Origin of the sequence: Rhizobium sp. 16-488-2b (assembly GCF_017741815.1) — a bacterium.
GTDB lineage: Bacteria > Pseudomonadota > Alphaproteobacteria > Rhizobiales > Rhizobiaceae > Rhizobium.
This window is the reverse complement of record NZ_JAGHMF010000003.1, coordinates 81,833-103,464: the sequence shown is the minus strand read 5'-3', so window position 1 is coordinate 103,464 and position 21,632 is coordinate 81,833. Positions and strand designations below refer to the sequence as shown.

The 21,632-nt window shown below is 63.5% G+C and carries 22 protein-coding genes; 14 read left to right on the top strand and 8 right to left on the bottom strand.

The window, feature by feature from the left end; genetic code table 11:
* Positions 1-11: 11 nt before the first annotated feature.
* Complete coding sequence (locus J5286_RS02080) at positions 12-917, bottom strand: LysR family transcriptional regulator (protein WP_209188894.1); 906 nt, start codon at positions 915-917, stop codon at positions 12-14.
* Positions 918-1,041: 124 nt separating this feature from the next.
* On the opposite strand from J5286_RS02080, the gene J5286_RS02075 reads away from it, so the two are divergent.
* Together J5286_RS02075 and J5286_RS02070 are read left to right on the top strand one after the other, a co-directional pair.
* Positions 1,042-1,806: an SDR family oxidoreductase gene (locus J5286_RS02075; protein ID WP_209188892.1), complete on the top strand. Its 765-nt coding sequence runs from the start codon at positions 1,042-1,044 to the stop codon at positions 1,804-1,806.
* A 129-nt stretch (positions 1,807-1,935) separates the two neighbouring features.
* Complete coding sequence (locus tag J5286_RS02070; RefSeq protein ID WP_047506987.1) at positions 1,936-2,685, top strand: SDR family oxidoreductase; 750 nt, start codon at positions 1,936-1,938, stop codon at positions 2,683-2,685.
* Positions 2,686-2,747: 62 nt separating this feature from the next.
* Here the strand turns inward: J5286_RS02070 and J5286_RS02065 are convergent, their stop codons facing one another.
* The gene (locus J5286_RS02065; protein WP_209188890.1) at positions 2,748-3,602 is read right to left on the bottom strand and encodes an NmrA family NAD(P)-binding protein; all 855 of its coding nucleotides are present in this window, start codon (positions 3,600-3,602) and stop codon (positions 2,748-2,750) included.
* A 112-nt stretch (positions 3,603-3,714) separates the two neighbouring features.
* Here J5286_RS02065 and J5286_RS02060 point away from each other — a divergent pair, with 112 nt between their 5' ends.
* The gene (locus J5286_RS02060) at positions 3,715-4,614 is read left to right on the top strand and encodes a LysR family transcriptional regulator (RefSeq protein WP_209188888.1); all 900 of its coding nucleotides are present in this window, start codon (positions 3,715-3,717) and stop codon (positions 4,612-4,614) included.
* Between the two features lie 37 nt (positions 4,615-4,651).
* Here J5286_RS02060 and J5286_RS02055 read toward each other — a convergent pair whose 3' ends face one another.
* Together J5286_RS02055 and J5286_RS02050 are read right to left on the bottom strand one after the other, a co-directional pair.
* A complete protein-coding gene (locus J5286_RS02055; protein WP_209188887.1) occupies positions 4,652-6,019 on the bottom strand; it encodes a PepSY-associated TM helix domain-containing protein in 1,368 nt (455 codons plus the stop codon).
* A gap of 58 nt (positions 6,020-6,077) precedes the next feature.
* A complete protein-coding gene (locus J5286_RS02050) occupies positions 6,078-6,506 on the bottom strand; it encodes a DUF2946 family protein (RefSeq protein WP_245205305.1) in 429 nt (142 codons plus the stop codon).
* Positions 6,507-6,813: 307 nt separating this feature from the next.
* Between J5286_RS02050 and J5286_RS02045 the strand changes: the two genes are divergently transcribed.
* A complete protein-coding gene (locus J5286_RS02045) occupies positions 6,814-7,737 on the top strand; it encodes a DMT family transporter (RefSeq protein WP_209188883.1) in 924 nt (307 codons plus the stop codon).
* A 101-nt stretch (positions 7,738-7,838) separates the two neighbouring features.
* Positions 7,839-9,050, top strand: coding sequence for a bifunctional phosphopantothenoylcysteine decarboxylase/phosphopantothenate--cysteine ligase CoaBC (coaBC, locus tag J5286_RS02040; RefSeq protein WP_209188881.1), 1,212 nt, complete (start codon positions 7,839-7,841; stop codon positions 9,048-9,050).
* Here the strand turns inward: coaBC and J5286_RS02035 are convergent.
* The gene (locus tag J5286_RS02035; RefSeq protein ID WP_209188879.1) at positions 9,037-9,846 is read right to left on the bottom strand and encodes a class II glutamine amidotransferase; all 810 of its coding nucleotides are present in this window, start codon (positions 9,844-9,846) and stop codon (positions 9,037-9,039) included. The two genes, coaBC and J5286_RS02035, sit on opposite strands and share 14 nt — an antisense overlap.
* 39 nt (positions 9,847-9,885) lie before the next feature.
* Between J5286_RS02035 and J5286_RS02030 the strand changes: the two genes are divergently transcribed.
* The 6 genes from J5286_RS02030 (at position 9,886) to otsA (ending at position 16,599) form a co-directional block, all read left to right on the top strand.
* Positions 9,886-10,161, top strand: a complete 276-nt coding sequence (locus J5286_RS02030) for a hypothetical protein (protein WP_209188877.1) — start codon at positions 9,886-9,888, stop codon at positions 10,159-10,161.
* A gap of 533 nt (positions 10,162-10,694) precedes the next feature.
* Positions 10,695-11,372, top strand: coding sequence for a FadR/GntR family transcriptional regulator (locus J5286_RS02025; RefSeq protein WP_209188876.1), 678 nt, complete (start codon positions 10,695-10,697; stop codon positions 11,370-11,372).
* The gene (locus J5286_RS02020; RefSeq protein ID WP_209188874.1) at positions 11,369-12,664 is read left to right on the top strand and encodes a CynX/NimT family MFS transporter; all 1,296 of its coding nucleotides are present in this window, start codon (positions 11,369-11,371) and stop codon (positions 12,662-12,664) included. Before J5286_RS02025 ends, J5286_RS02020 begins: the two co-directional genes overlap by 4 nt.
* Before the next feature lie 82 nt (positions 12,665-12,746).
* Positions 12,747-14,276 carry a S10 family peptidase gene (locus tag J5286_RS02015; protein ID WP_209188872.1) on the top strand — a complete coding sequence of 510 codons (1,530 nt, stop codon included), beginning with the start codon at positions 12,747-12,749 and terminating at the stop codon, positions 14,274-14,276.
* A 90-nt stretch (positions 14,277-14,366) separates the two neighbouring features.
* Positions 14,367-15,164, top strand: coding sequence for a trehalose-phosphatase (otsB, locus tag J5286_RS02010; protein WP_209188870.1), 798 nt, complete (start codon positions 14,367-14,369; stop codon positions 15,162-15,164).
* A 58-nt stretch (positions 15,165-15,222) separates the two neighbouring features.
* On the top strand, positions 15,223-16,599 hold the full coding sequence (gene otsA, locus J5286_RS02005) for an alpha,alpha-trehalose-phosphate synthase (UDP-forming) (RefSeq protein ID WP_209188868.1): 1,377 nt from the start codon (positions 15,223-15,225) through the stop codon (positions 16,597-16,599).
* A 26-nt stretch (positions 16,600-16,625) separates the two neighbouring features.
* On the opposite strand, the gene J5286_RS02000 is transcribed toward otsA, so the two are convergent.
* Positions 16,626-17,525 (bottom strand): choline sulfate utilization transcriptional regulator, encoded by a 900-nt coding sequence (locus tag J5286_RS02000; RefSeq protein ID WP_209188865.1) that lies wholly within the window; start codon positions 17,523-17,525, stop codon positions 16,626-16,628.
* 99 nt (positions 17,526-17,624) lie between these two features.
* Here J5286_RS02000 and J5286_RS01995 point away from each other — a divergent pair, with 99 nt between their 5' ends.
* The 3 genes from J5286_RS01995 to J5286_RS01985 are packed head-to-tail and all read left to right on the top strand — an operon-like array spanning position 17,625 to position 20,380.
* Positions 17,625-18,575 carry a choline ABC transporter substrate-binding protein gene (locus J5286_RS01995; protein ID WP_113198738.1) on the top strand — a complete coding sequence of 317 codons (951 nt, stop codon included), beginning with the start codon at positions 17,625-17,627 and terminating at the stop codon, positions 18,573-18,575.
* Between the two features lie 23 nt (positions 18,576-18,598).
* Entirely contained in the window at positions 18,599-20,113 is a 1,515-nt protein-coding gene (betC, locus tag J5286_RS01990; protein ID WP_209188863.1) for a choline-sulfatase, read from the top strand.
* A 57-nt stretch (positions 20,114-20,170) separates the two neighbouring features.
* On the top strand, positions 20,171-20,380 hold the full coding sequence (locus tag J5286_RS01985) for a TOBE domain-containing protein (protein WP_209188862.1): 210 nt from the start codon (positions 20,171-20,173) through the stop codon (positions 20,378-20,380).
* 27 nt (positions 20,381-20,407) lie between these two features.
* Here J5286_RS01985 and J5286_RS01980 read toward each other — a convergent pair whose 3' ends face one another.
* Entirely contained in the window at positions 20,408-20,695 is a 288-nt protein-coding gene (locus J5286_RS01980; protein ID WP_112983224.1) for a putative quinol monooxygenase, read from the bottom strand.
* 359 nt (positions 20,696-21,054) lie between these two features.
* Complete coding sequence (tsaA, locus tag J5286_RS01975) at positions 21,055-21,579, bottom strand: tRNA (N6-threonylcarbamoyladenosine(37)-N6)-methyltransferase TrmO (RefSeq protein ID WP_209188860.1); 525 nt, start codon at positions 21,577-21,579, stop codon at positions 21,055-21,057.
* Positions 21,580-21,632 lie beyond the last annotated feature (53 nt).

The window sequence follows — 21,632 nt, the reverse complement described above, 5'->3', positions numbered from 1 at the left end:
ACCTTGCCTGATCAGCCTGATGGATCCCAATAGGGCGGATCACCGAAGGTCTTGCGCAGGTGATCGGCGACGGCGCGCAGCTTGGCGGAGGGATTGCGACCTTCGGGATGAGCCATGTAGATGAACTCGGCCTCGGGCTTGTAGCCGACGTCGATCTCGCTCAGCAGCCCCTCGCTCACAGCCGGGCCTGCGATGAAGGCGGGGAGCAAGGCGATGCCGAGGCCGGCGACAGCCGCATCGCGGATCATGTCGCCATTGTTCATGCCGAGCACCTGACTGGCGCGCACGACGATGGCGCCATCGGGCGTCTGGAAGCGCCAGTCGGAGACGCCGCGATTGGTGTAGAAAATCCCCTTGTGGCCATCGAGATCATTGAGCGTCTTCGGCGTGCCGTGGCGCTCCAGATAATCGGGTGACGCGACCAGCAGACGACGGCTGCGGCTGAGCTTCCAGACGACGAGGCGGGAATCGACGATCGGCCCGTTGCGCACGATGGCGTCATAGCCTTCCGAGGAGACATCGACGCGGCGATCATCGATATCGAGCACAAGCTGAATCTCCGGGTGCTTCGCCAGAAACGGATAGAGCGCCGGGCCGAGATGCATGCGGCCGAAGGTGACGGGGGCGGCGATCCTTAAGGGACCGGAGAGCGTGCCGCGCCGCTCGGCCATCTCCGCCGTGGCGTCCTCGATCTCGCGGACGATGCGGGCAGCGCGCTCGAGAAAGGCGGTGCCGTCCTCGGTGAGCGTCAGCTTGCGGGTGGTGCGGTGGAGCAGCATGCCGCCCAGCGAGCGCTCCAGTTCGGCCAGCCTTTCGCTGACCACCGATTTCGACAGGCGAAGGCGCCGCGCCGCCTCGCTGACCGAGCCGGATTCCACCACCGACACGAATGCCGTTATTCCCTCAATCCTGATCATCGTTCGGCATTTCCGAATTCGAGTTCCGCTATTTGGAGACTAATCCGAACAAAAGGAAAATGCCATCTTCCACTCATCGAACGGGGCGGCAAACGCCACCCCAACCCAAAAAGGAGATGGAAGAATGAACCGCTTGAATGGAAAAGTCGCCATCATCACTGGTGCCAGCGCCGGCATTGGCCGCGCAACGGCCAAGCTCTTTGCCGCCGAAGGTGCCAAGGTCGTGGTCGGCGCCCGCCGCCAGGCCGAGCTCGACAGCCTGGTCGAAGAGATCAAGGCCGCCGGCGGAGACGCAGTCGCCGTTGCCGGCGACGTGCGCTCGGAAGATTATCACAAGGCGCTGGTCGCCACCGCCGTCGAACGTTACGGGAAGCTCGACATCGCCTTCAACAATGCCGGCATCCTCGGCGAGGCAGGCCCGAGCACTGGCGTTTCGGAAGCCGGGTTCACCGAAGCTGTGACGATCAACCTGACGGCCTCCTTTCTTGCCGCCAAGCACCAGATCAGCCAGATGGAGAAGAACGGCGGCGGCTCGGTGATCTTCACCTCGACCTTCGTCGGCTACAGCTTCGCCTTCCCCGGAGTAGCCGCCTACGCCGCCAGCAAGGCCGGCCTGATCGGCCTGACGCAGGCGCTGGCCGCCGAATACGGCCCGAAGAACGTGCGCGTGAACTCGGTGCTCCCAGGTGCCGTCGATACCGACATGTATCGCGAGATGAACGACACGCCGGACAAGCAAGGCTTCGTCACCAACCTGCATGCGCTGAAGCGCGTGGCAACGCCTGACGAACTGGCCCGCTCGGTGCTCTACCTCGCCTCCGACGATTCCAGCTTCGTGACCGGCACGGCCTCGCTGGTCGATGGCGGCGCCTCGATCACCCGCACCTGACACGCATAGCTCATCGATCACCTTCGCCTTTCGGAGGGGGTGATCGCAACCGAACCGCAAGGCATTCTGCTGACCGCCCCCCAACAACACATCATGGGCAAGCAGCCCACCCCACAAGGATATCAATCCATGTCACGCCTTCAGAACAAGACTGCCCTCATCACCGGCGGCACCAGCGGCATCGGCCTTGAAACCGCCCGCCAGTTCATCGCCGAAGGCGCCCGCGTCGCCATCACCGGCAGCAGCGCCAACAGCGTCGCAGCCGCCCGCGCCGAACTCGGCGACAAGGCCATCGTCATCCAGGCCGATGCCGGCAATGTCGCCGGGCAGCAGGTGGTCGCCGAAGCCATCAAGAACGCCTTCGGCCATCTCGACATCCTCTTCGTCAATGCCGGCGTGGCCGAGTTCGGCCCTGTCGAGCAATGGAGCGAGGCCGCCTTCGACAAGTCGATCGCAATCAACGTCAAGGGTCCGTTCTTCCTGATCCAGGCGCTGCTGCCGATCTTCTCCAAACAGGCCGCGATCGTGCTCAACACCTCGATCAACGCGCATATCGGCATGCCGAACTCCAGCGTCTATTCGCTGACGAAGGGGGCGCTCCTGACACTCGCCAAGACGCTGTCGGGCGAACTGATCGGCCGCGGCATCCGCGTCAACGCCGTCAGCCCCGGCCCGATCGCCACGCCGCTCTACAGTAAGCTCGGCGCATCGGAGGCGGATTCGAAGGCGATGGCCGATCATATCCAGTCGCAGATCCCGGTCGGCCGGTTCGGTGACGCGGCTGAAGTCGCCAAGACCGTGATCTTCCTCGCCTCCGACGAGGCCGCCTATATCGTCGGTAGCGAACTCGTCATCGATGGCGGAATGAGCAATCTCTGACACCGAGTGTCCAATTGATATGGAAAGGCCGCGGATGTTTCGTCCGCGGCCTTTCTTCTGTGTCAGGCGGCTTCGACCAGCCGGCGAATGGCTGTTTCCAACGTCGTCGATCCCTTCTCTGGCTGGCCTTCGAAGCAGATCCAGCCTTCGTTGAAACCATCGATCATGCGGATGCGCGGCGTGGGGTTGCGCATGCCCTGCCCTTGGAACAGCGCCTCCCAGCTGTCGCGCGCGACGATTTCCGCGCTGACCGGCTTGCCGAGCACCTTGGAGAAGGCGGCTGCGATATCGGCGGGTGTTACCTTCTCCGGCCCCTGCAGCTCGACGATGCGCTTGCCGGTCCAGCTCTCCTGCAACAGTGACGCGGCCCTTTCGCCGACATCGGCGACCGAGACCATCGGGTAGGCCTGGTCGAGAGGCTGGAGAAAACTTGCGATGACGCCAGCCTCGCGCGCGGTCGCCACATCCCATGCGGCATTCTCCATGAACCAGGCGGCGCGGAGGAATGCGATCGGCAGCGGCAATCTCGAAAGCTCCTGCTCGACGAGGCCAAGCTGGCTGAGCAGGTTCGGCTCCTCGGCCTGCGCGCCGATGGTGGAGAGGCAGACGACCCTTTCCGGTCGCGCCCGCAACAGCGCCGTCTTCAAGGCGGCGATGACGGCACGCACTTCCGGGAAGCCGGGTGTCGGGTCGAAGGTCGGCGGGATCAGCAGGAAGACGCCCTCCGCACCGGTGAAGGCGGCGGTCAGCGCATCGGCGTCGGTCATTTCGGCAAGCGCCAGTTCGGCGCCCTTCTCGCGCCAGGCCTTGCCTTTTTCGGCGTTGCGAAGGATGGCGCGGACCGGCAAGCCGGTCTGTAGCAGCTGCGTGGCGACGGTGCCGCCGACCTGTCCGGTTACTCCTGTAATGGCGAACATTGGAAACTCCTTTGGTTCAGTTTTCCGTTCGCCCGCAAAATGATCCTTTCCGATCTTTGATTGAAGTGCGCATATGTCATGGTATTGGTGACTGAAAATCACGGATGGATCGATGTTCGACGGGCGATTGCTGAACGGAGTGAGTGTGCTGGCCGCCGTGATCGAAAGCGGCAGCTTCGCACGGGCGGCGGATGCGATGGGTCTGTCACCATCAGGCGTCAGCCGCGCCATCGCCCGGCTGGAAGGCCGCATCGGTCTGCGCCTGCTCGACCGCACCACCCGCACCATGCGCCTGACCGACGACGGCGCCCGCTTCTACGAGCAGGTGGCGCCACTGCTGAGCGGCATAGAGGAGGCAGCGATGGCGGCCTCGGGCGTGGCGCAATCGGTGCGCGGGCGGCTCAGGGTCAATGTCGATCCGTATTTTTCGCGGCTGGTTCTGGGACCCAGGCTCGGCGCGTTTCTCGATCTCTATCCCGAGCTGCAGATCGAGATCATCACCCGCAACGAGATCGGCGATCTGGTGGCCGACGGCATGGACGTGGCGGTGCGCTTCGGCGATCCCTCGCAGACCACGCTGATCTCGCGGCTCTTGATGCGTACGCGGGTGATCACCATCGCGGCGCCCACCTATCTCGCCAAGCACGGACGGCCGACGGCGCCCGGCGATCTTGCCGACCACACCTGTATCCAGTTCCGGGATTCGTTGACGGGCCGGCCCTTCGAGTGGGAATTGCGGCGTGGCGCCGAGGTCGTGCCGATCGAGACGCGCGGACGCATTCTCGTCAACGACGCCGGCACGACGCTCGCCACCTGCCTTGCCGGGATCGGCATCGCGCAGGTGTTTTCGCTTGGGATGCAGGACTATCTGGAAAGCGGCCAGCTGATCGACCTGTTTCCGGATTGGCCCGACGAGACATTCCCGCTCTACGCCTTCTATCCTTCGCGCCAGCATGTGCCGGCGAAGGTCAGGGCGTTCATCGATTTCTGTGTCGGGATCGTTCAGGAGTAAAGTGTGAGGAGGCATCGACGATGCCTCCTCACGGCTTTCAGATCGATCGGCGGCGGCGGGTTTTCACGTATATCCAGTCGAGCGCCAGCATGACGACGAGCGACAGGCCGACCAACGGGAAGATGATGCCGCCGATGGCGAGGATGGCGATCAGGCCGCGAAACACCCGCTTGTCCGAGGGCATGGGCGGAACGCCGAGCGAGCCTGCCGGGCGGCGCTTCCACCACATGACGCCGGCTGATACCGCCAGCACCGCGATGCCGATGCAGGCGGCGAGAAGGACGAGCTGGTTCGCCAGTCCAAACTCCTGTCCCATATGGACGTTGATGCTCCACTCCAGTGCCTTGCCAAGTGGGCCGTAATCGGCATAGCTCATGTCGATCAGCGGTTTTCCCGTGAACTGATCGAGATGCACGACGCGCTGCTCGGCGAGATCGTCAGGATAGACAGAGCCGGTATAGACGCCCATCGCATCCACGGGGATGTTGACGGCATAGCCGCGATGCAGGCCGAGGCGGTCGAAAGTGGAGACGGCTTCATCGAGGTTGATGGGCATCGCGCCATGCTGATGAGCCGGGGATTGCGGGACCTGCGCCTGCTCGAGCGACCATGTGGTCTTGGCGATATGGTCGACATGTTCGTCGGACATGGGGACAGCCACGCGAACGCCGGCCGGATAGCCAAAATTGTTGCCATTCGCCCACTCGTTGACCTTGGCGCCCCACACGCCCGACCACGGCATGCCCGTGACGGCGAGGAAGACGATGAAACCACCGACGAAAAGGCCGAGGACCGCATGGGTATCGCGCCAGAAGACGCGCTTGCGCGGTGTGCCGCGAATGCTGAGGACGCCGCCGGTCTGCTTGCGCGGCCACCAGAGATAGATGCCGGTGCCGACAAGCAGGATCGCCCAGCCGGCCGCGATCTCGATCAACGAGCGGGTGACGGAGCCGAAATATTTGAGGCTATGGAGGTAGCGGACCGTCCACATGATCGTGCCGCGATCGGGCAGCGCGCCGAGCACCTTGCCGCTATAGGGATCGACGTAGACGGCGATATTGCCCTCGGCCCCGGTGTTGATGGTGATCTCCGCAGATGCGCCGGGGTTGACGGGATCGGTGAACTTGATTGCGGTGCCGGGATGGGCGGCAAGGGCGGCATCCACCATCGCGGATGGCGGTCGCGTTGCCTGCTCGCTGATTGCGACGCGCTTCAGATCGGCATGGACGACATTGTCGATCTCGTCCTTGAAGAGATAGAGCGCGCCGGTGACGGCAAGCGAGAGCATGAAGGGCAGGACGAGAAGACCTGCGTAGAAATGCCAGCGCCAGACGGCGCGGTAGAGATCGGATGGGGAACGCACGGCAGCGCTCGCACCTTCCCGACCGATGGTGAAATCGGACATGATATGTCTCCTGATGATGAAGATTGGGGCCGGCACTGAGAGTGCCGGCAATCGGACGTCAGGAGATTTGTGGCGGTGCGCGCGGTTGGCCGATCAGGCCTCGCAGGCTGGGCGTGATGGCGTTGCCTGCGGTGAAGACGATCTCGGCCGTGCCGACGGCATCGACGTGGAGGATCGCAGTGTCCGCACCGAGGATGGCCGGCATTGCGTGGGCGGCGAGACGACAGAGCGTGCAGCAGGGGCAATCGGCGGCCTTGCCGTGCGATCGATCATGCGATGTGCCGCCGCTGGTGTTTTCGGCATGATCGACGTGGTCGATGACGCTTTCGCCTGTCATCGAGCAGATCGACTGCAGGGGATCCATGGCGGAGCTCGCCATCGATCCCTGAGCCTGGCCTGAGAGCAGGCCCTGGATCAGCAGCAGGAGGGCGACGAGCAGCGTGATGGCGCTTGCCGATACCCTGTCCCCCAAAACTGTCCTGATCATCCCCATATCCGCTGCATGCCACAGCGCGCGGACAATGTCACGCGGCCGGCCGGCGACGCCAAGGCTGCATTCTTTCTATCTATTCATCAGCTTAGGCGATCGGTGCCGGGGGATGCGACCTTTGGCCACCTCACTATCGGAGCCGCTCTCGAACGATTTGCAATCCCGGGCTGTCCCCTTCCCGCCTGCGCCATGTCGTTGGTGGACGCTTGCACCCGTGCGATATCGGGCATAGTGGCATTTCCAGCTCTTCGATTACCCCGATTCCTTCCCATTTCCTGCGGCTCTATCCGTTCCGGAGACCTCCATGCTGTTCGGCATTCTCTGCGGCATCGCCACCTGCGCACTGTGGGGGCTGACCTTTGTCGTGCCGCGCGCCATCGCGCCGTTCACGACGCTCGATCTCACCGTGGCGCGATATGGCCTGTTCGCGCTGACCAGCGTGGTGCTGATGGTTCATCCGCGCTTCCGGCCGCGCGGCATCAAGCTCCGGCCGATGATCACCGCGCTGCTGCTCGGCGGTATCGGCTATGTCGGCTATTTCATCAGCGTCGCCTATGCGGTGCGGTTTGCGGGTGCTGCCATCCCGCCGCTGGTGATCGGAACCATGCCCGTGATCCTGGCGATGATCGCCAACTTCCGCGACCGTTCCGTGTCCTGGCGCCTGCTTGCACTGCCGCTGATGCTGATCGCGGCCGGGATCGCCTGGGTGAACATCGCCGTCTTCGCATCGACGCCAACGGTCGACAGGATGATGATCGCCTACGGCATCGCGTCCGCGGCGATCGGGCTCGTTCTCTGGGTCGTCTACGGACTGGCCAGCACCGCCACCATGCAATCGCCCGACGCGCCCGACATCCTGCAATGGACGGGTCTGCAGGGCATCGGTGCCGGGCTCGGCAGCCTTGTGCTGATCCCGCTGACATCGCTGAACACGCCTATCGTCTATACAGACATCGACCTCATGCGCTTCCTTTTATGGTCGCTGATCATGGGGCTTGCCGGCGCGTGGCTCGCCACGCTTTTGTGGATGATCGCCTCGAAGAGGCTGCCATTGGCCTTGGCCGCACAGCTGATCGTCGCCGAAACCGTGTTCGGCCTGATCTTCGGCTTCGTCTTCGAACAGCGCCTTCCGACGCTTGCCGAAGCCGGCGGCTCGTTGCTGCAGCTTGCGGGCGTCGGCATGGCGATCGCGATCTTCAGCCATGTCAGGCAACAGCAGCACGCGTGAGAGGTGGGACGAACTGCCGGGACTGAACCACTGGCGCCGATTGCTTATTATCCGCCAAAGGCTTAGGGTTTGCGGAGTAAATTCCACGTTGGACAAGCGGCATGGTTCTCGGCGGCAAACGTATCCTCCTCATCATCTCCGGCGGCATCGCGGCCTATAAGAGCCTCGATCTGATCCGGCGCCTTCGCGAGCACGGCGCCTCGGTCCGGCCGGTGATGACAGCGGGCGCGCAGCAGTTCGTGACACCGCTTGCCGTTGGGGCGCTGGCCGCCGACCACGTGTTCACCGATCTGTTTTCACGGCAGGACGAGCAGGATGTCGGCCATATCAGGCTGGCGCGCGACTGCGACCTCGTGCTGGTGGCGCCTGCGACCGCCGACCTGATGGCGAAGATGGCGAACGGGCTGGCCGACGATCTCGCCTCGACGGTGCTGCTCGCCACCGACCGGCCGGTGCTTCTGGCGCCGGCGATGAACCCGCACATGTGGAGCAACGCCGCGACCAAACGGAATGTCGCAACGCTTCACGGCGATGGCGTCCATTTCATCGGGCCAATGGCCGGCGAGATGGCGGAAAGCCGCGAGGCGGGCGTTGGCCGCATGGCCGAACCTCTCGACATCGTCGCCGCGGCGGAGCGACTGCTCGACACCAGCCCGAAGCCGCTTGCCGGGCGCAAGGCGATCGTCACATCCGGACCGACGCACGAGCCGATCGATCCGGTGCGCTATATCGCCAACCGCTCATCCGGCCGGCAGGGCCACGCGATCGCTTCGGCGCTGGCCCGGCTTGGCGCGGATGTGACCTTGGTCTCAGGCCCGGTGACGATCGCCGATCCCGCCGGTGTGAAGACCATCCATGTCGAGCGCGCCGAGGATATGCGCGACGCGGTGTTGACCGCGCTGCCCGCCGATATCGCGGTGATGGTCGCGGCCGTCGCCGACTGGCGCGTGGCATCCGCTTCGGACCAGAAGATCAAGAAGCATCCTGGAGAGTCCATTCCGACGCTGGCGCTCACCGAAAACCCCGACATCCTGAAGACGATCGGGCATCACACGCTGCGGCCGAAGCTCGTGGTCGGCTTCGCCGCCGAGACGCAGGATGTCGACAGCAACGCGAAAGCCAAGCTGGAGCGCAAGGGCGCCGACATGATCGTCGCCAACGACGTCTCACCGGCAACCGGCATCATGGGTGGCGTGCGCAACCGCGTGAAGATCGTCACGCGCGATGGCATCGATCAATGGCCCGACATGGCCAAGGAGGATGTCGCGACGAAGCTTGCGGAACTGATCGCCGAACGGCTCAGGCGGGGATAGCGACGGGAGCGGATTTGGCAGGCGTTGCGACCGGTTGGAACGGGGTGACGTCGAGGCCGTTATCGGTCAGCGTGACGGCGCTGCCATCCGGAATTTCCGCCCAGGCATCGACATCGTCGTTGAGCGGCTCGGACACGAGGCAATAGCCTTTGCCGACAGGAGACGCATAGAGCGTCGGCGCCTTGCGATCGGTGGCGTAGCGGATGGCATAGAGCGCATTGCCATCGGAGAAGGCGGCCGTGTAGCGCACGAGCGCGGAGCCGAGAATGTTTTCCGACAGGCCCTCGACGAAGCGGATCATTTCCGACATGGCGGCGATCGGCGTCTGGCGCAGGCCGAACTGGAGCGCGAGCAGGAACATCAGCTCGGAATCGGTTGTACCGCCGCGCGCATTGAAAAGGTCGTCGTCGAGCATCGCCTCCATCGACCGGCGCAGGCGCTCGAAGCCCGCTATCTGGCCGTTGTGCATGAAGGACCAGTTGGCGAAAACGAAGGGATGGCAGTTGTCACGCCGCGTGCCGCCGCCAGTCGCGGCGCGGACATGGGCGAGAAACAGCGGCGAGCGGATCTGCCGCGCAATGCTTTTCAGGTTGCAATCCGACCACGCCGGCAGCGTGTCGCGATAGCGGCCAGGCTCGGGGTGATCGCCGTACCACGCGATGCCGAAACCATCGCCATTGGTCGCCGTCTTGGCGCGGGTGGCGCAGTGGGATTGCTCGATCAGGGAGTGCGCAGGCGACGAGACAAGCTCCTCCAAATAGAGGGGTTCTCCGCGATAGGCTGCCCAGCGACACATGCTATTCACTCCGCAACCCGCCCTGATCGTGGCGGGACAATGCTGAAACGCATCGACGATTGTCGAATCCGATGGTTAATAAGAACTAAACAAGCATGTGGCTTGCAAGCCGAACATGACGTTTTTCTGACATTGACGGCGATCAACTTCCGCGATGCAGCATTTTGTTTTGTGAATGGGGTTGTGGACGGCCCGCGCGAACCGGGTGCGGACCACCAGCATTGCGCGCGATGTCTTGATGAAAGTCGAGGTATGGCTTATATTCAAGGAGTGGAAGGCAGGTTGGTGCCTGCCTTCCACTTGCTTAGGCTTTGAAGCTAACCCGGACCTCAAGCAGCCAGCTGGTCCGGGTTTTTCTTACCCTAAACGTGAAGCTAAGTGGAAACCACATAGCTCACCTCCTTGTGAGAGGGCGAGGCCGATCGCCGCGGTCGAGGTTGCCCATCTTCCCCGATTCCGCCGGCTGGCGCGGCGGACGCTGCTTTGCCACTCACGCCGCAAGCAATATCATCCCTTGGTTGCAATCTCCATTACCACCAAATTAGGCCTTGCATCCCACTGAAATGCTCTTACCTTTCTTCTATCGGAAACAGAACGAAAGGAAGGTGATCCAATGTCTAATGAGATTTCGGACCTCGTAACGGGCTTGGAAGTGGTGATGAAGGCGAGGCAGCCCTCGCTCTGAAACCCGCCTTCCTGGGATCGCCATAGCGGTCCGGCCGGTTTTACAGGCCAGAACTCATGGAAAGGGTCGCTAGCGCGGCCCTTTTTCCGTTTCAGGTCGCTAATTGACCAAAGGCAATTCCATCGCTATTGATAAAATCATCAGATGACTTTATGAGGCGCCAATGCAGCCGCTTTCGAAAACCAATCTCGCGGAAACCGCGACAGAGGCGATCCGTACCGAGATCCTTTCCAAGCGCTGGGCCGTCGGTGACAAGCTGCCCAACGAGGCCGCCCTCTCCGTCATGCTCTGTGTCAGCCGCGGCACGGTGCGCGAGGCCGTGCGGGTGCTTGTCTCGCAAGGCCTGCTTGAGACACGGCAGGGGTCAGGTACCTATGTGCTTTCGACCACCGATACCGCATTGCCGCTGACGATGGCGCGGCGCGCCGGGCTCCGCGATCTTTTCGAGGCGCGATGCGCGCTCGATGTCGAGGCAGCCAGACTGGCGGCGCTCCGCCACACGCCGCAGACAATCACGACGCTGCGCAAGCTGCTTGAAAGCCGCGGCAATTTCGAGGGCGGCGACAAGATAGCCTTCATCGAGCGCGACCTCGCCTTCCACAAGGCGGTGATCGCAGCTTCGCAAAACCGCGCGATGATCGAGATCTACGACTTCTTTTCCGCCTCGATCGCCGAGACCATCGAGGCGACCCTGGGCGAGGACATTCCCGAGCCCGACATGCAAGCCCACGCCGCCATCATCGACGCGATTGCTACCGGCAACGCCGAAAAAGCGGATGCGGCGGTGCGCGCCTTCATGGCTCCTGTAATTACAGCTCTCGACCGGATGATCCTTTCATGACTACGCCTTTGCAAGACGCCGCCCACCTCTACGATCACGCCGAGGAGCAGCTGATCGATGCGGAAGCAGACAGCGTGCCACAACCGCAGCCGCCGATCGGAACGAGCGCGACGGGACGGTTCGTGCTCGGTGCCAGCCTGGTGTTGATCGCGTTCAATCTGCGACCGCTGTTTTCCAGCGCCTCGACGCTGCTGCCCGAAATCCGCCGCGAGCTTGGCCTGTCGGCGCTGGGCACCAGTCTGCTCACGACATTGCCGGTCGTCTGCCTCGGCGCCTTCTCGCCGCTGGCGCCGAAGCTCGCGCAGCGTATCGGCGCCGAGCGGACGCTGCTTGGCGTGCTGTTGCTACTGGCGCTCGGAACGGCGCTGCGCGGCCTCTCCTCCATACCGCTTCTGTTCATCGGCTCGGCGCTGGCCGGCGCCTGCATCGCCGTTGGCAATGTTCTGCTGCCCGGTCTGGTGAAGCGCGATTTTGCCGATCGTGCGGCGCTGATGACGGGTTTCTACACGATGGCGCTCTGCGCGGGCGCGGCCGGCGCTGCCGGATTTACGCTGCCGCTGGAGCGCGCCTTCGGCGGCTCGATGGCGGCGGCACTGGCGATCTGGGCGCTGCCCGCGCTCGTGGTCGGCCTGATCTGGCTGCCGCAGGTGCTGTCGACGAAAGCGCAGGTCAAGCGCAGCGGTTTCTCCGTCGAGGGGCTATGGCGGGACAGGCTTGCATGGCAGGTGACGCTGTTCATGGGGCTGCAGTCGGCACTTGCCTACTGCGTCTTCGGCTGGCTGGTGCCGATCCTGCGCGAGCGCGGCATGGATGGCGTCACGGCCGGCGCGATCGTTTCCGTGTCGGTGATGGTGCAGGCGGCGTCCTGCTTGGTCGCGCCGCAGATCGCGGTGCGCGGCAAGGACCAGCGGGTGATCAACGCGGCGCTTTGCGGCATTGCCGTGGTCGCGCTGCTGGGGCTGCTCTTCGCGCCGCTTTCGACGGTCTGGCTCTGGGCGGTGCTTCAGGGAATCGGCCAGGGCGGGTTGATCGCGGCGGCGATGACCACGATCGTGCTGCGCTCGCGCGATCCGCATGTGGCGGCGCATCTTTCCGGCATGGCGCAATGCGTCGGTTATCTGCTCGCCGCCATCGGGCCGCTCGTCGTCGGCCTCATCCGTGGTTGGACGGGGAGCTTTGCCTGGTGCGCGGTGCTGTTCGTGGCGCTCGGAACGGGGGCCGCCATCAACGGCTGGAATGCCGGGCGGGCGATGCATGTGAATGCGCGGACGGTCGAAAAAACCGCTGATTAAGGCCTTCACCATCTGTTGATGCCCTCTGCAGTTGCGCCGATGCTAGGCTCCGGGCAAAGATGGCATTCGCGGAGGAACAATCGTGCGCTTTCGATCCATTGTCCTGGCCACCATCCTGGCTACCGGGCTCACCGCCGCACTCGGCCCATCCCTGACCTATGCCCAAGACGCCGCGCGGCCATCCGCCGGATCGCGCGAGGGCGTGCTGAAGCTGCTACCGGCGGATTCCGTCACCGAGCATGAGATCACTCTCGATGGCCGCAAGCTCGCCTATACCGCGACGGCCGGAACGCTCGACATGTTCGGCCAGGATGGCGCTCAGACGGCGGCTATCTTTTACACCGCTTACGTCACGAAGGATGGCGGGGCCAACCGGCCGCTGACCTTCGCCTTCAACGGTGGCCCGGGCGCTGCCTCGGCCTTCCTGCATCTCGGTCTCGTCGGGCCGCGCATCGTCGACTTCGGACCGAAGGGCGATGACGGCGCGGAAGCCAGGCTGGTCGACAACCCGAACAGCTGGCTCGACTTCACCGACCTCATGCTGATCGACCCTGTTGGTACCGGCTGGAGCCGGACGGTGAAGCCCGATGATGCCACGAAATACTACAATGTGAATGCCGACGCCGAGAGCGTGGCCAAGGCGATCGCGCTCTACGTCACGCACAACAACCGGGCGTCTTCGCCGAAATATCTACTCGGCGAGAGCTATGGTGGCTTCCGAGCGGCGAAGGTGGCGAGCGCGCTCAAGGATACGCAAGGCATCATCATCTCGGGTGCGGTCATGCTGTCGCCGCTCCTTGAGGGACAGTTGATGTTCGGCGCCGACGAGTTCGCGCTCGGCGCGGCGCTGGAACTGCCGTCGTTGGCGGCAGCTCAGATGGATCGGCGAAAGGCATTCGACGAGACGAAACAGCGCGAGGCCGAGCGGTTCGCGCTTGGCGACTATCTGACGACGCTGGCAGGCGCGGCGCCCACGGGCGATGCGGCAAAGGCGTTCTATTCCAAGCTGGCTGACATGACCGGGATCCCCGCGGATGTCGTCGAGAAGAATCGTGGCTTTCTCGGCAACGCCTTTGCCAAGGAGATCGGCAAGAGCGACGGGCTGGTCGCGAGCCCTTATGACGCGGCCTTTACCACGCCCGATGCGTTTCCCGAGACAGCCGACGCGCGTGGAGACGATGCCATTCTTGACGGCTTCACCCGTGCTTATGGCGGGGCTTTTGCCGACTACGCCCGCAACGAGCTCGGTTTCAAGACGGAGATGACATACTCGCTGCTCGACAGCGACATAAACCGTCAGTGGGAATGGGGCCGCCGGGGTGGCGGTTCGCGCCTGCAGGCAAGTGTGACCGGTGACATCAGGCAGTTCCTCGCCGCCGTTCCAAGCTTCCGACTGCTGATCGCGCATGGCTATAGCGATCTCGTCACGCCCTATGGCGTCAGCCGCTATGTCGTCGACCATCTGCCGGCTTCGCTAGCCGCCAACCGGGTTGGGCTGAAGGTTTATCAGGGCGGGCACATGTTCTACACACGCAGTGATCAGGGCGCTTTGTTCACCCGCGACGCGAAGGCGTTTTATGCAGCCAATGCCCCTGTGACGCCGGGAGATTGAGGCATGGCGAACGTCCGCGCGAGACGCCGCTAAGGGGCCGCGATGACTTTTTAGGGTTGCCATCGCGGTTTGCTGCCACATTTAGACCACATGTCCTATCCAGCGCAGCCATCCCGAACCCTGAAGCCACAGCAGGTTTCCGGGACCTCGTTTCTGTTCAATCTGCTCCGGTCCTCGGCCACCGATTGGGCGCTGTTTCTCGATATAGATGGCACCTTGATCGATCTCGCCGACACGCCCGATGGCATTGTCGTGCCCCCTGCCCTGCCGCAGCAACTCGATCAGCTGTCGCGCAAGCTCGGCGGCGCCGTGGCGCTGGTGACGGGACGGGCGCTGCCCTATGCCGACAAGCTCTTTCCCCCCTACCAGTTTCCGATTGCCGGCCTGCATGGCGCGGAGTTGCGACGCGCGGATGGACGGATCGAGCTGGCCGAGGCGACGGCGCAATTCGAGAAACTGAAGGCCGAACTGCGCAAGGAAACGTCAGGCTTCGATGGCGTGCTGATTGAGGACAAGGGGGCAGCGGTCGCCGCGCACTATCGACTCGCGCCGCAGCGGCAGGCCGAACTCGAGCCTCTGATGGAGACATTTCTCGCCAAGGCCGGCGAGAACTGGACGCTGCAGCGCGGCAAGATGGTGCTCGAAATTCGTCCTGCCAGCGCCGACAAGGGGCATGCGGTGGAGACCTTTCTGTCGGAAGCGCCGTTTGCCGGCCGCCGTCCGATCGCCATTGGCGACGACATCACCGACGAGGCGATGTTCCACGTCGCAAACCGGCTGGGCGGACATTCGATCCGCGTCGGAACACCACTCTCCGGCACGGCGGCGCAACTGACACTGCCGACAGCCGCCGCCCTGCGGGAACTCATCGCGCATCTCGCCGTTTGATGATCGCGACCTATCGATTGCCATTTTTGCGTACTGCCGTTTTTGAAAGGAATATTGCGTGAGCCGTCTTGTCATCGTTTCCAACCGTGTGCCCGTTCCCGAAAAGGGCGGAGCGGCAGCGGCGGCCGGCGGGCTTGCCGTGGCCCTGCAGGCCGCGCTCCAGCAGCGCGGCGGCATCTGGATGGGCTGGTCGGGCAAGTCGAGCGGCGACACCGAGCCGGGCCCCTTGCAGATCAGCGAGGATGGCCGGATCACCTATGCGCTGACGGATCTGACGGAAAAGGATGTCGAGGAATATTACTTCGGCTTTGCCAATCGCGTGCTCTGGCCGATCTGCCACTATAGACTGGATCTGGCGGAATACGGCCGCAAGGAGATGACGGGCTACTTCCGCGTCAACCGCTTCTTCGCGCACCGGCTGGCGCCGATGCTGGAGGCCGACGACACGATCTGGATCCACGATTACCACCTGATCCCGCTTGCGGCCGAACTCCGGCAAATGGGCGTGAAGAACCGGATCGGTTTCTTCCACCACATTCCTTGGCCGCCGGCCGACGTGCTGTTCACCATGCCTGTGCATGAAGAGATCATGCGCGGGCTTGCCGCCTACGATCTCGTCGGTTTCCAGACCGACCACGATCTTGAGAACTTCGCCGGCTGCCTGCGTCGCGAGGAGATGGGTGACGCGCTGGGAGACGGCCGCTTCAACTCCGGCGACAAGATCTTCAAGGGCGGCGCCTATGGGATCGGGATCGAGACAGAAGCCTTTGCGAAGTTCGCGCGCAAGGCCGTCAGCCACGCCATGGTGCACAAGGCGAAGGAGAGCATCATCGGCCGCGACCTGATCATCGGCGTCGATCGGCTCGATTACTCCAAGGGGCTGACACAGCGTATCGACGCCTTCGAGCGCTTCGTGCTCAACAACCCCGCCCACCAGCGCAACGTGACCTATCTGCAGGTGACGCCGAAATCGCGCTCGGAGGTCCCCGAATACGAGCAGATGCAGCGCACGGTCGCCGAACAGGCAGGTCGGGTGAATGGCGCGCTAGGCACCGTGGACTGGGTGCCGATCCGCTATATCAACCGTTCGCTCAGCCGGCCCATCCTTGCCGGGCTTTATCGGCTTGCGCGCGTGGGCCTCGTGACGCCGCTGCGCGACGGCATGAACCTCGTGGCGAAGGAATATGTCGCGGCGCAGGATCCCGAGGATCCGGGCGTTCTCGTGCTGTCTCGCTTCGCGGGTGCCGCCCGTGAACTGAAGGGCGCTCTTCTGGTCAACCCCTACGACATAGAGGGGACCGCCAACGCGATAGCGCGGGCGCTGAACATGTCGCTCGAGGAGCGCAAGGAGCGCTGGCAGCGGATGATGGATTATCTTACGGTCCACGACGTTTCGCGCTGGTGCGACGACTTCCTGCAGGATCTGGCAGCCTGACCTTCTGCCGCTTGAAAATAGAGATGTCAGAGACCGGCTTCGGCCAGCATCCAGGCGCCGAGTTCGTCGCTTCCGGGCGTGCGGCCTTTCGGCTGCAGCAGAAAATAGCCGCGATCCGGCGCTTCCAGCGTCGGGCCGGCGAGAGAGAGAATACCGGTCGACAGCAGCGTGTCGACCAGGCCCATCCAGCCGAGCGCCAGCCCCTGTTCGCCAAGAGCTGCCTGCACCACCAGCGAATAGGTGTTGAAGCTGAGATCGCCCTGCCCGGCAAAGGCCTCGCGCCCGACGCCGAGTTCGGCGAAATAGCTGCGCCAATCAAACCAAGGCGATGGCACTGCCGTATCGAGGTGGATCAGCCTGTTGCGGGCGAGATCGGCAGGCGTCTCGAAAGGGCCGTTCCGCTCGATGAAGCCGGGGCTGCAGACCGGCGCCACCTTTTCCGGCAGCAGCAGCTTCGCGTCGCGGCCGAATTCGGCGCGGGTGCCGAAGACGACGGAAACGTCGCCCTCGCCCGAGCGATGACGCTCCATGCGCTGCGTGGCGATGATCTGGATATCGGTATCTGGATGGACAAGCCGAAACGCGTGCATGCGTGGGATAAGCCAGAGCGCGGAAAAGGCGTAGTCCGTATGCAACCGGATCGACGGGCGCTCCTTCTCGCTGCGCAGCCTGCGCGTCAGCTGGTCGATCTCATCGACGCTTCTTGCGACCAGATCGAAAAGCCGCTGCCCCTCGGGCGTGAGCTCGACGCCGCGGTGCTGACGCTTGAGCAACGTCACGCCGATCTGCTCTTCCAGTCTGCGGATCTGGTAGCTGACGGCGGGCTGGGTGAGGCCGAGCGCGCCGGCTGCGGCCGACAGGCTGCCGGCACCGCCGATCTCCGCGAAAATGCGCATCCACCCCAGATCGATCGGCCGCTCTGCCATAAAAAATCCTGTTGGGAACCATCGAAAAAAGCTGACTTCACAGGGACGATGCTAGTGTTGTTCAATAAAACTATCAAATGACAAAAAAGGGGAAATGAGATGACAGCAGTTTCCATGATCCGCCGTCTTGCCGCCGGCGTTGTGCTTTCCGCTCTGGCCGTTGGGTCGGCCGCTGCCGCAGACGATGCATCGTGCAAGACGATCCGCATGTCTGATCCGGGCTGGACCGACATTACCGCCACCAATGGCGTGACCTCTGTGATCCTGACGGCGCTCGGCTACGAGCCCGACGTCAAGACGCTCTCCGTGCCGATCGGCTACCAGTCGATGAAGAACGGCGAGATCGACGTCTTCCTCGGCAACTGGATGCCGGCGCAGAAGTCCTTCATCGACGACCTTAACGCCGCAAAGGCTGTCGAGGTGATGAACAAGAACCTTGAGGGCGCGAAGTTCACGCTCGCCGTGCCGACCTATGTGGCCGACAAGGGCATCAAGGATTTCGCCGACCTGCAGAAGCATGGCGACGAGTTCGGCAAGCAGATCTACGGCATCGAGCCGGGTGCGCCTGCCAACGGCAATATCCAGAAGATGATCGACGCCAACGACTTCGGCCTCAAGGACTGGAAGCTGGTCGAATCCGGCGAGCAGGCGATGCTGGCGCAGGTCGAGCGCGCCTCCAAGGACAAGGGCGCCGTGGTGTTCCTCGCCTGGGCGCCGCATCCGATGAACGAGAAGTTCCAGATCACCTATCTCTCCGGCGGCGATGCCTATTTCGGCGCGAACTTCGGCGGCGCGGAAGTCTACACGCTGGCCCGCACCGGCTGGTCGGCGAAGTGCCCGAACGCGGCCGCACTGATGAAGAACCTGAAGTTCGACATCAGCATGGAAAACTCGCTGATGGGCTCGATCCTTGGCGGCGAGGACCCGAAGGCTGCGGCAACCGCATGGCTGAAGGCCAATCCGACCGCCGTCGACCCATGGCTGTCTGGCGTCACGACGCTTGACGGCAAGCCTGCCGCCGACGCAGTCAAAACCTCCCTCGGCCTCTGATACTTCAAGGACACATAAACAGCATGTCGCGCCCGAATTTTCTCATCCTGATGGTCGACCAGTATAACGGGACGCTGTTTCCCGACGGGCCGGCCGAGTTTCTTCATGCGCCGCATCTCAAAGCCCTGGCGAAGCGCTCCGTGCGCTTTGCCAACACCTATACGGCAAGCCCGCTCTGCGCGCCGGCGCGGGCTTCCTTCATGTCCGGACAGTTGCCGAGCCGCACCCGCGTCTACGACAACGCCGCCGAATTCGCTTCTGACATCCCGACCTTCGCGCACCATCTGCGCGCGGCCGGTTATCACACAGCACTTTCCGGCAAGATGCACTTCGTCGGCCCCGATCAGCTGCACGGCTTCGAGGAGCGGCTGACGACCGATATCTACCCGGCCGACTTCGGCTGGACGCCCGACTATACCAAGCCCGGCGAGCGCATCGACTGGTGGTACCACAATCTCGGCTCGGTGACGGGCGCCGGAGTGGCCGAAATCACCAACCAGATGGAATATGACGACGAGGTCGCCTACAACGCGACCCGCAAGCTCTACGATCTCTCGCGCCGGCAGGACGATCGCCCCTGGTGCCTGACCGTCAGCTTCACGCATCCGCACGACCCCTATGTGGCGCGGCGCAAGTTCTGGGATCTCTATGAGGATTGCCCGCATCTCGACCCTGAAGTCGGCACCATCCCGTTCGAGGAGCAGGACCAGCATTCGCAGCGGCTGTTGAAGGCCTGCGACTACGACGCCTTCGAGATCACCCGCGAGCAGGTGCGCAACGCACGGCGCGGCTATTTCGCCAACATCTCCTATATCGACGAGAAGGTCGGCGAACTCATCGACGTTCTCGAACGTGGGCGAATGGCCGAGGATACCGTCATCCTCTTCGTCTCCGACCACGGCGACATGCTGGGCGAGCGCGGACTATGGTTCAAGATGTGCTTCTTCGACGGTTCCGCCCGCGTGCCGTTGGCCATATCGGCACCCGGCTGGGAGCCGAAGCTGATCAGCCAGCCGGTCTCGACGCTCGACGTGACGCCGACGCTGGCGGCGCTTGCCGGCATCGACATCACCAAGCTGAAGCCCTGGACCGACGGCGAGGATCTGACGCCGCTCGCCAAGGGAACGGGAACGCGCGGACCTGTGCCGATGGAATATGCGGCCGAGGGCTCGATCGCGCCGCTGGTCGGCCTTCGCGACGGCAAATTCAAGCTGACGCTCTGCGACAAGGACGCGCCGATGCTCTTCGACCTCGACGCCGACCCGAAGGAATTGAAGAACCTCGCCACCGATCCCGCCTATGCGGATACGCTGGCGCATCTGACCGCGCAGGCGGAGAAGCGCTGGAACCTTGCAAGCTTCGACGCCGCCGTGCGCGAGAGCCAGGCGCGGCGCTGGGTGGTTTACGAGGCGCTGCGCAACGGCGCTTATTATCCCTGGGACTACCAGCCGCTGCAGCGCGCCTCGGAACGCTACATGCGCAACCACATGGATTTGAACGTGCTGGAAGAAAACCAGCGCTATCCGCGTGGCGAGTGAGATTGCCGTTTCGGCGGCGAATCGTTAGATTCCGCCATCGAAACAGGGAGAAAACTCATGAAAATCAGCGCTCGCAACCGCCTCAGGGGCAAGGTCGTCGAGATCACGCTCGGCGCCACGACGGCACATGTGCGCATCGATATCGGCGGCGGCTCCATCGTCACGTCGTCAATCACCAACGAGGCTGTCAAGGAACTCGGGCTGACCGTCGGCTCCGACGCCTATGCCGTGGTGAAGGCCTCCGACGTCATGGTCGCCGTCGACTGAGGTCAACGGCGACATTGTCTCGATACCTCAGGCGTAGACCTTGAGGTTATGCAGCTTCAGCGGCTCGGCCAAGATGTCCTTGTGGAGTTCCACGAGTGCTTTCAGGTAGGGCTGCTCGAAATGCGCGGTCAGGGCCTCCTGGTCGCGCCAGCTTTCGCGGATGAAGAATGTGCCGGGCGCATCCGTGTCCTCATGGACCACAAACTGGATGCAGCCTTCCTCGCGACGGGTCGGCTCGACGATGGCGAGCGTTGCCTCGCGCAACTTGTCCTCGCTGCCGGGCTTTGCACGGAAGGCGGCAATGACTTCGATCATATTGATTGCTCCTAATCGATAAAACAGCGGCTGCCCATGCTGGACGGCTGGGCGGTCCGTGGGACGATAGCTACCGTTCGGATGGCATCGGGACAATGACGGATGGGCGGCAAAGCGTTCACAATGGCGATAGGTCGCAGGGGTGGTGGCAGGACTCGGCTTCTCGCGGGCGATGGCCGGCGGTGTGCCGTGTGGCCCCCTCATCGCCTCGCTGTCGCTCCGGCACTTCTCCCCGCTGGGGAGAAGAGACTGGGGGCGGGCGGCTTGCCGTCATCCCCTTCTCCCCCGCGGGGAGAAGGTGCCCGAAGGGCGGATGAGGGGGCCGCGGGCGCAACGTCAGTCATTAAGTCAGTCAGCGATCACGCCTTCTGGCAATAATGCGCCGTGCCCTCGTCGCCCGTCTGGAAATCGCCGGGCTGCGGCGGGGCGATCGGTTTGAAGAGGGTGCGGTCCGGCTTCAGGTCGAGCAGCGGTGTGCCGTCGAGGCAATCCATGCCGCGCACCAGAAGTGTTGCGCCTTCCACCGCCTCCAGCTTGACGATCGACGTGCCGATCGGGTTTGGGCGGACGGGGGAGCGGAGCGAGAAGGTGCCGTGGACCTTGCCCGAATTGGCGGGGCTCTGCAACACGAGATCGCGGCGGGAGCGATCCAGCCAATAGAGGATTTCCAGCCGTTCGAAGGCCTCGACACCCCGCAGCGCCTGCGTCCAGGGCTCGAAAATCTCGATCCGGCAGATCGGCCCGTCATGGCGACCCTGACGTGGGGTTTCCATGCGGGAGATCCAGGGTGTCAGGATGCGGCCGATGAAGACCAGGCCGGCATCCGTCGGCGGCGGAACATCGACCGCCACTTCGTTTTTCCGGATTTCGTTTTCCCTGACCATGCTGCGCTCCCAGTTTGCGGGAGGCAGTATGGCATGGCGTTATAGCCGATGAA

Excerpts from the sequence above, each read along its gene's own strand:
- J5286_RS02080 (WP_209188894.1), bottom strand. The coding sequence starts at position 917 with ATGATCAGGATTGAGGGAATAACGGCATTCGTGTCGGTGGTGGAATCC.
- J5286_RS02075 (WP_209188892.1), top strand. The coding sequence starts at position 1,042 with ATGAACCGCTTGAATGGAAAAGTCGCCATCATCACTGGTGCCAGCGCC.
- J5286_RS02070 (WP_047506987.1), top strand. The coding sequence starts at position 1,936 with ATGTCACGCCTTCAGAACAAGACTGCCCTCATCACCGGCGGCACCAGC.
- J5286_RS02065 (WP_209188890.1), bottom strand. The coding sequence starts at position 3,602 with ATGTTCGCCATTACAGGAGTAACCGGACAGGTCGGCGGCACCGTCGCC.
- J5286_RS02060 (WP_209188888.1), top strand. The coding sequence starts at position 3,715 with ATGTTCGACGGGCGATTGCTGAACGGAGTGAGTGTGCTGGCCGCCGTG.
- J5286_RS02055 (WP_209188887.1), bottom strand. The coding sequence starts at position 6,019 with ATGTCCGATTTCACCATCGGTCGGGAAGGTGCGAGCGCTGCCGTGCGT.
- J5286_RS02050 (WP_245205305.1), bottom strand. The coding sequence starts at position 6,506 with ATGATCAGGACAGTTTTGGGGGACAGGGTATCGGCAAGCGCCATCACG.
- J5286_RS02045 (WP_209188883.1), top strand. The coding sequence starts at position 6,814 with ATGCTGTTCGGCATTCTCTGCGGCATCGCCACCTGCGCACTGTGGGGG.
- coaBC (WP_209188881.1), top strand. The coding sequence starts at position 7,839 with ATGGTTCTCGGCGGCAAACGTATCCTCCTCATCATCTCCGGCGGCATC.
- J5286_RS02035 (WP_209188879.1), bottom strand. The coding sequence starts at position 9,846 with ATGTGTCGCTGGGCAGCCTATCGCGGAGAACCCCTCTATTTGGAGGAG.
- J5286_RS02030 (WP_209188877.1), top strand. The coding sequence starts at position 9,886 with ATGCTGAAACGCATCGACGATTGTCGAATCCGATGGTTAATAAGAACT.
- J5286_RS02025 (WP_209188876.1), top strand. The coding sequence starts at position 10,695 with ATGCAGCCGCTTTCGAAAACCAATCTCGCGGAAACCGCGACAGAGGCG.
- J5286_RS02020 (WP_209188874.1), top strand. The coding sequence starts at position 11,369 with ATGACTACGCCTTTGCAAGACGCCGCCCACCTCTACGATCACGCCGAG.
- otsB (WP_209188870.1), top strand. The coding sequence starts at position 14,367 with ATGTCCTATCCAGCGCAGCCATCCCGAACCCTGAAGCCACAGCAGGTT.
- J5286_RS02000 (WP_209188865.1), bottom strand. The coding sequence starts at position 17,525 with ATGGCAGAGCGGCCGATCGATCTGGGGTGGATGCGCATTTTCGCGGAG.
- J5286_RS01995 (WP_113198738.1), top strand. The coding sequence starts at position 17,625 with ATGACAGCAGTTTCCATGATCCGCCGTCTTGCCGCCGGCGTTGTGCTT.
- betC (WP_209188863.1), top strand. The coding sequence starts at position 18,599 with ATGTCGCGCCCGAATTTTCTCATCCTGATGGTCGACCAGTATAACGGG.
- J5286_RS01985 (WP_209188862.1), top strand. The coding sequence starts at position 20,171 with ATGAAAATCAGCGCTCGCAACCGCCTCAGGGGCAAGGTCGTCGAGATC.
- J5286_RS01980 (WP_112983224.1), bottom strand. The coding sequence starts at position 20,695 with ATGATCGAAGTCATTGCCGCCTTCCGTGCAAAGCCCGGCAGCGAGGAC.
- tsaA (WP_209188860.1), bottom strand. The coding sequence starts at position 21,579 with ATGGTCAGGGAAAACGAAATCCGGAAAAACGAAGTGGCGGTCGATGTT.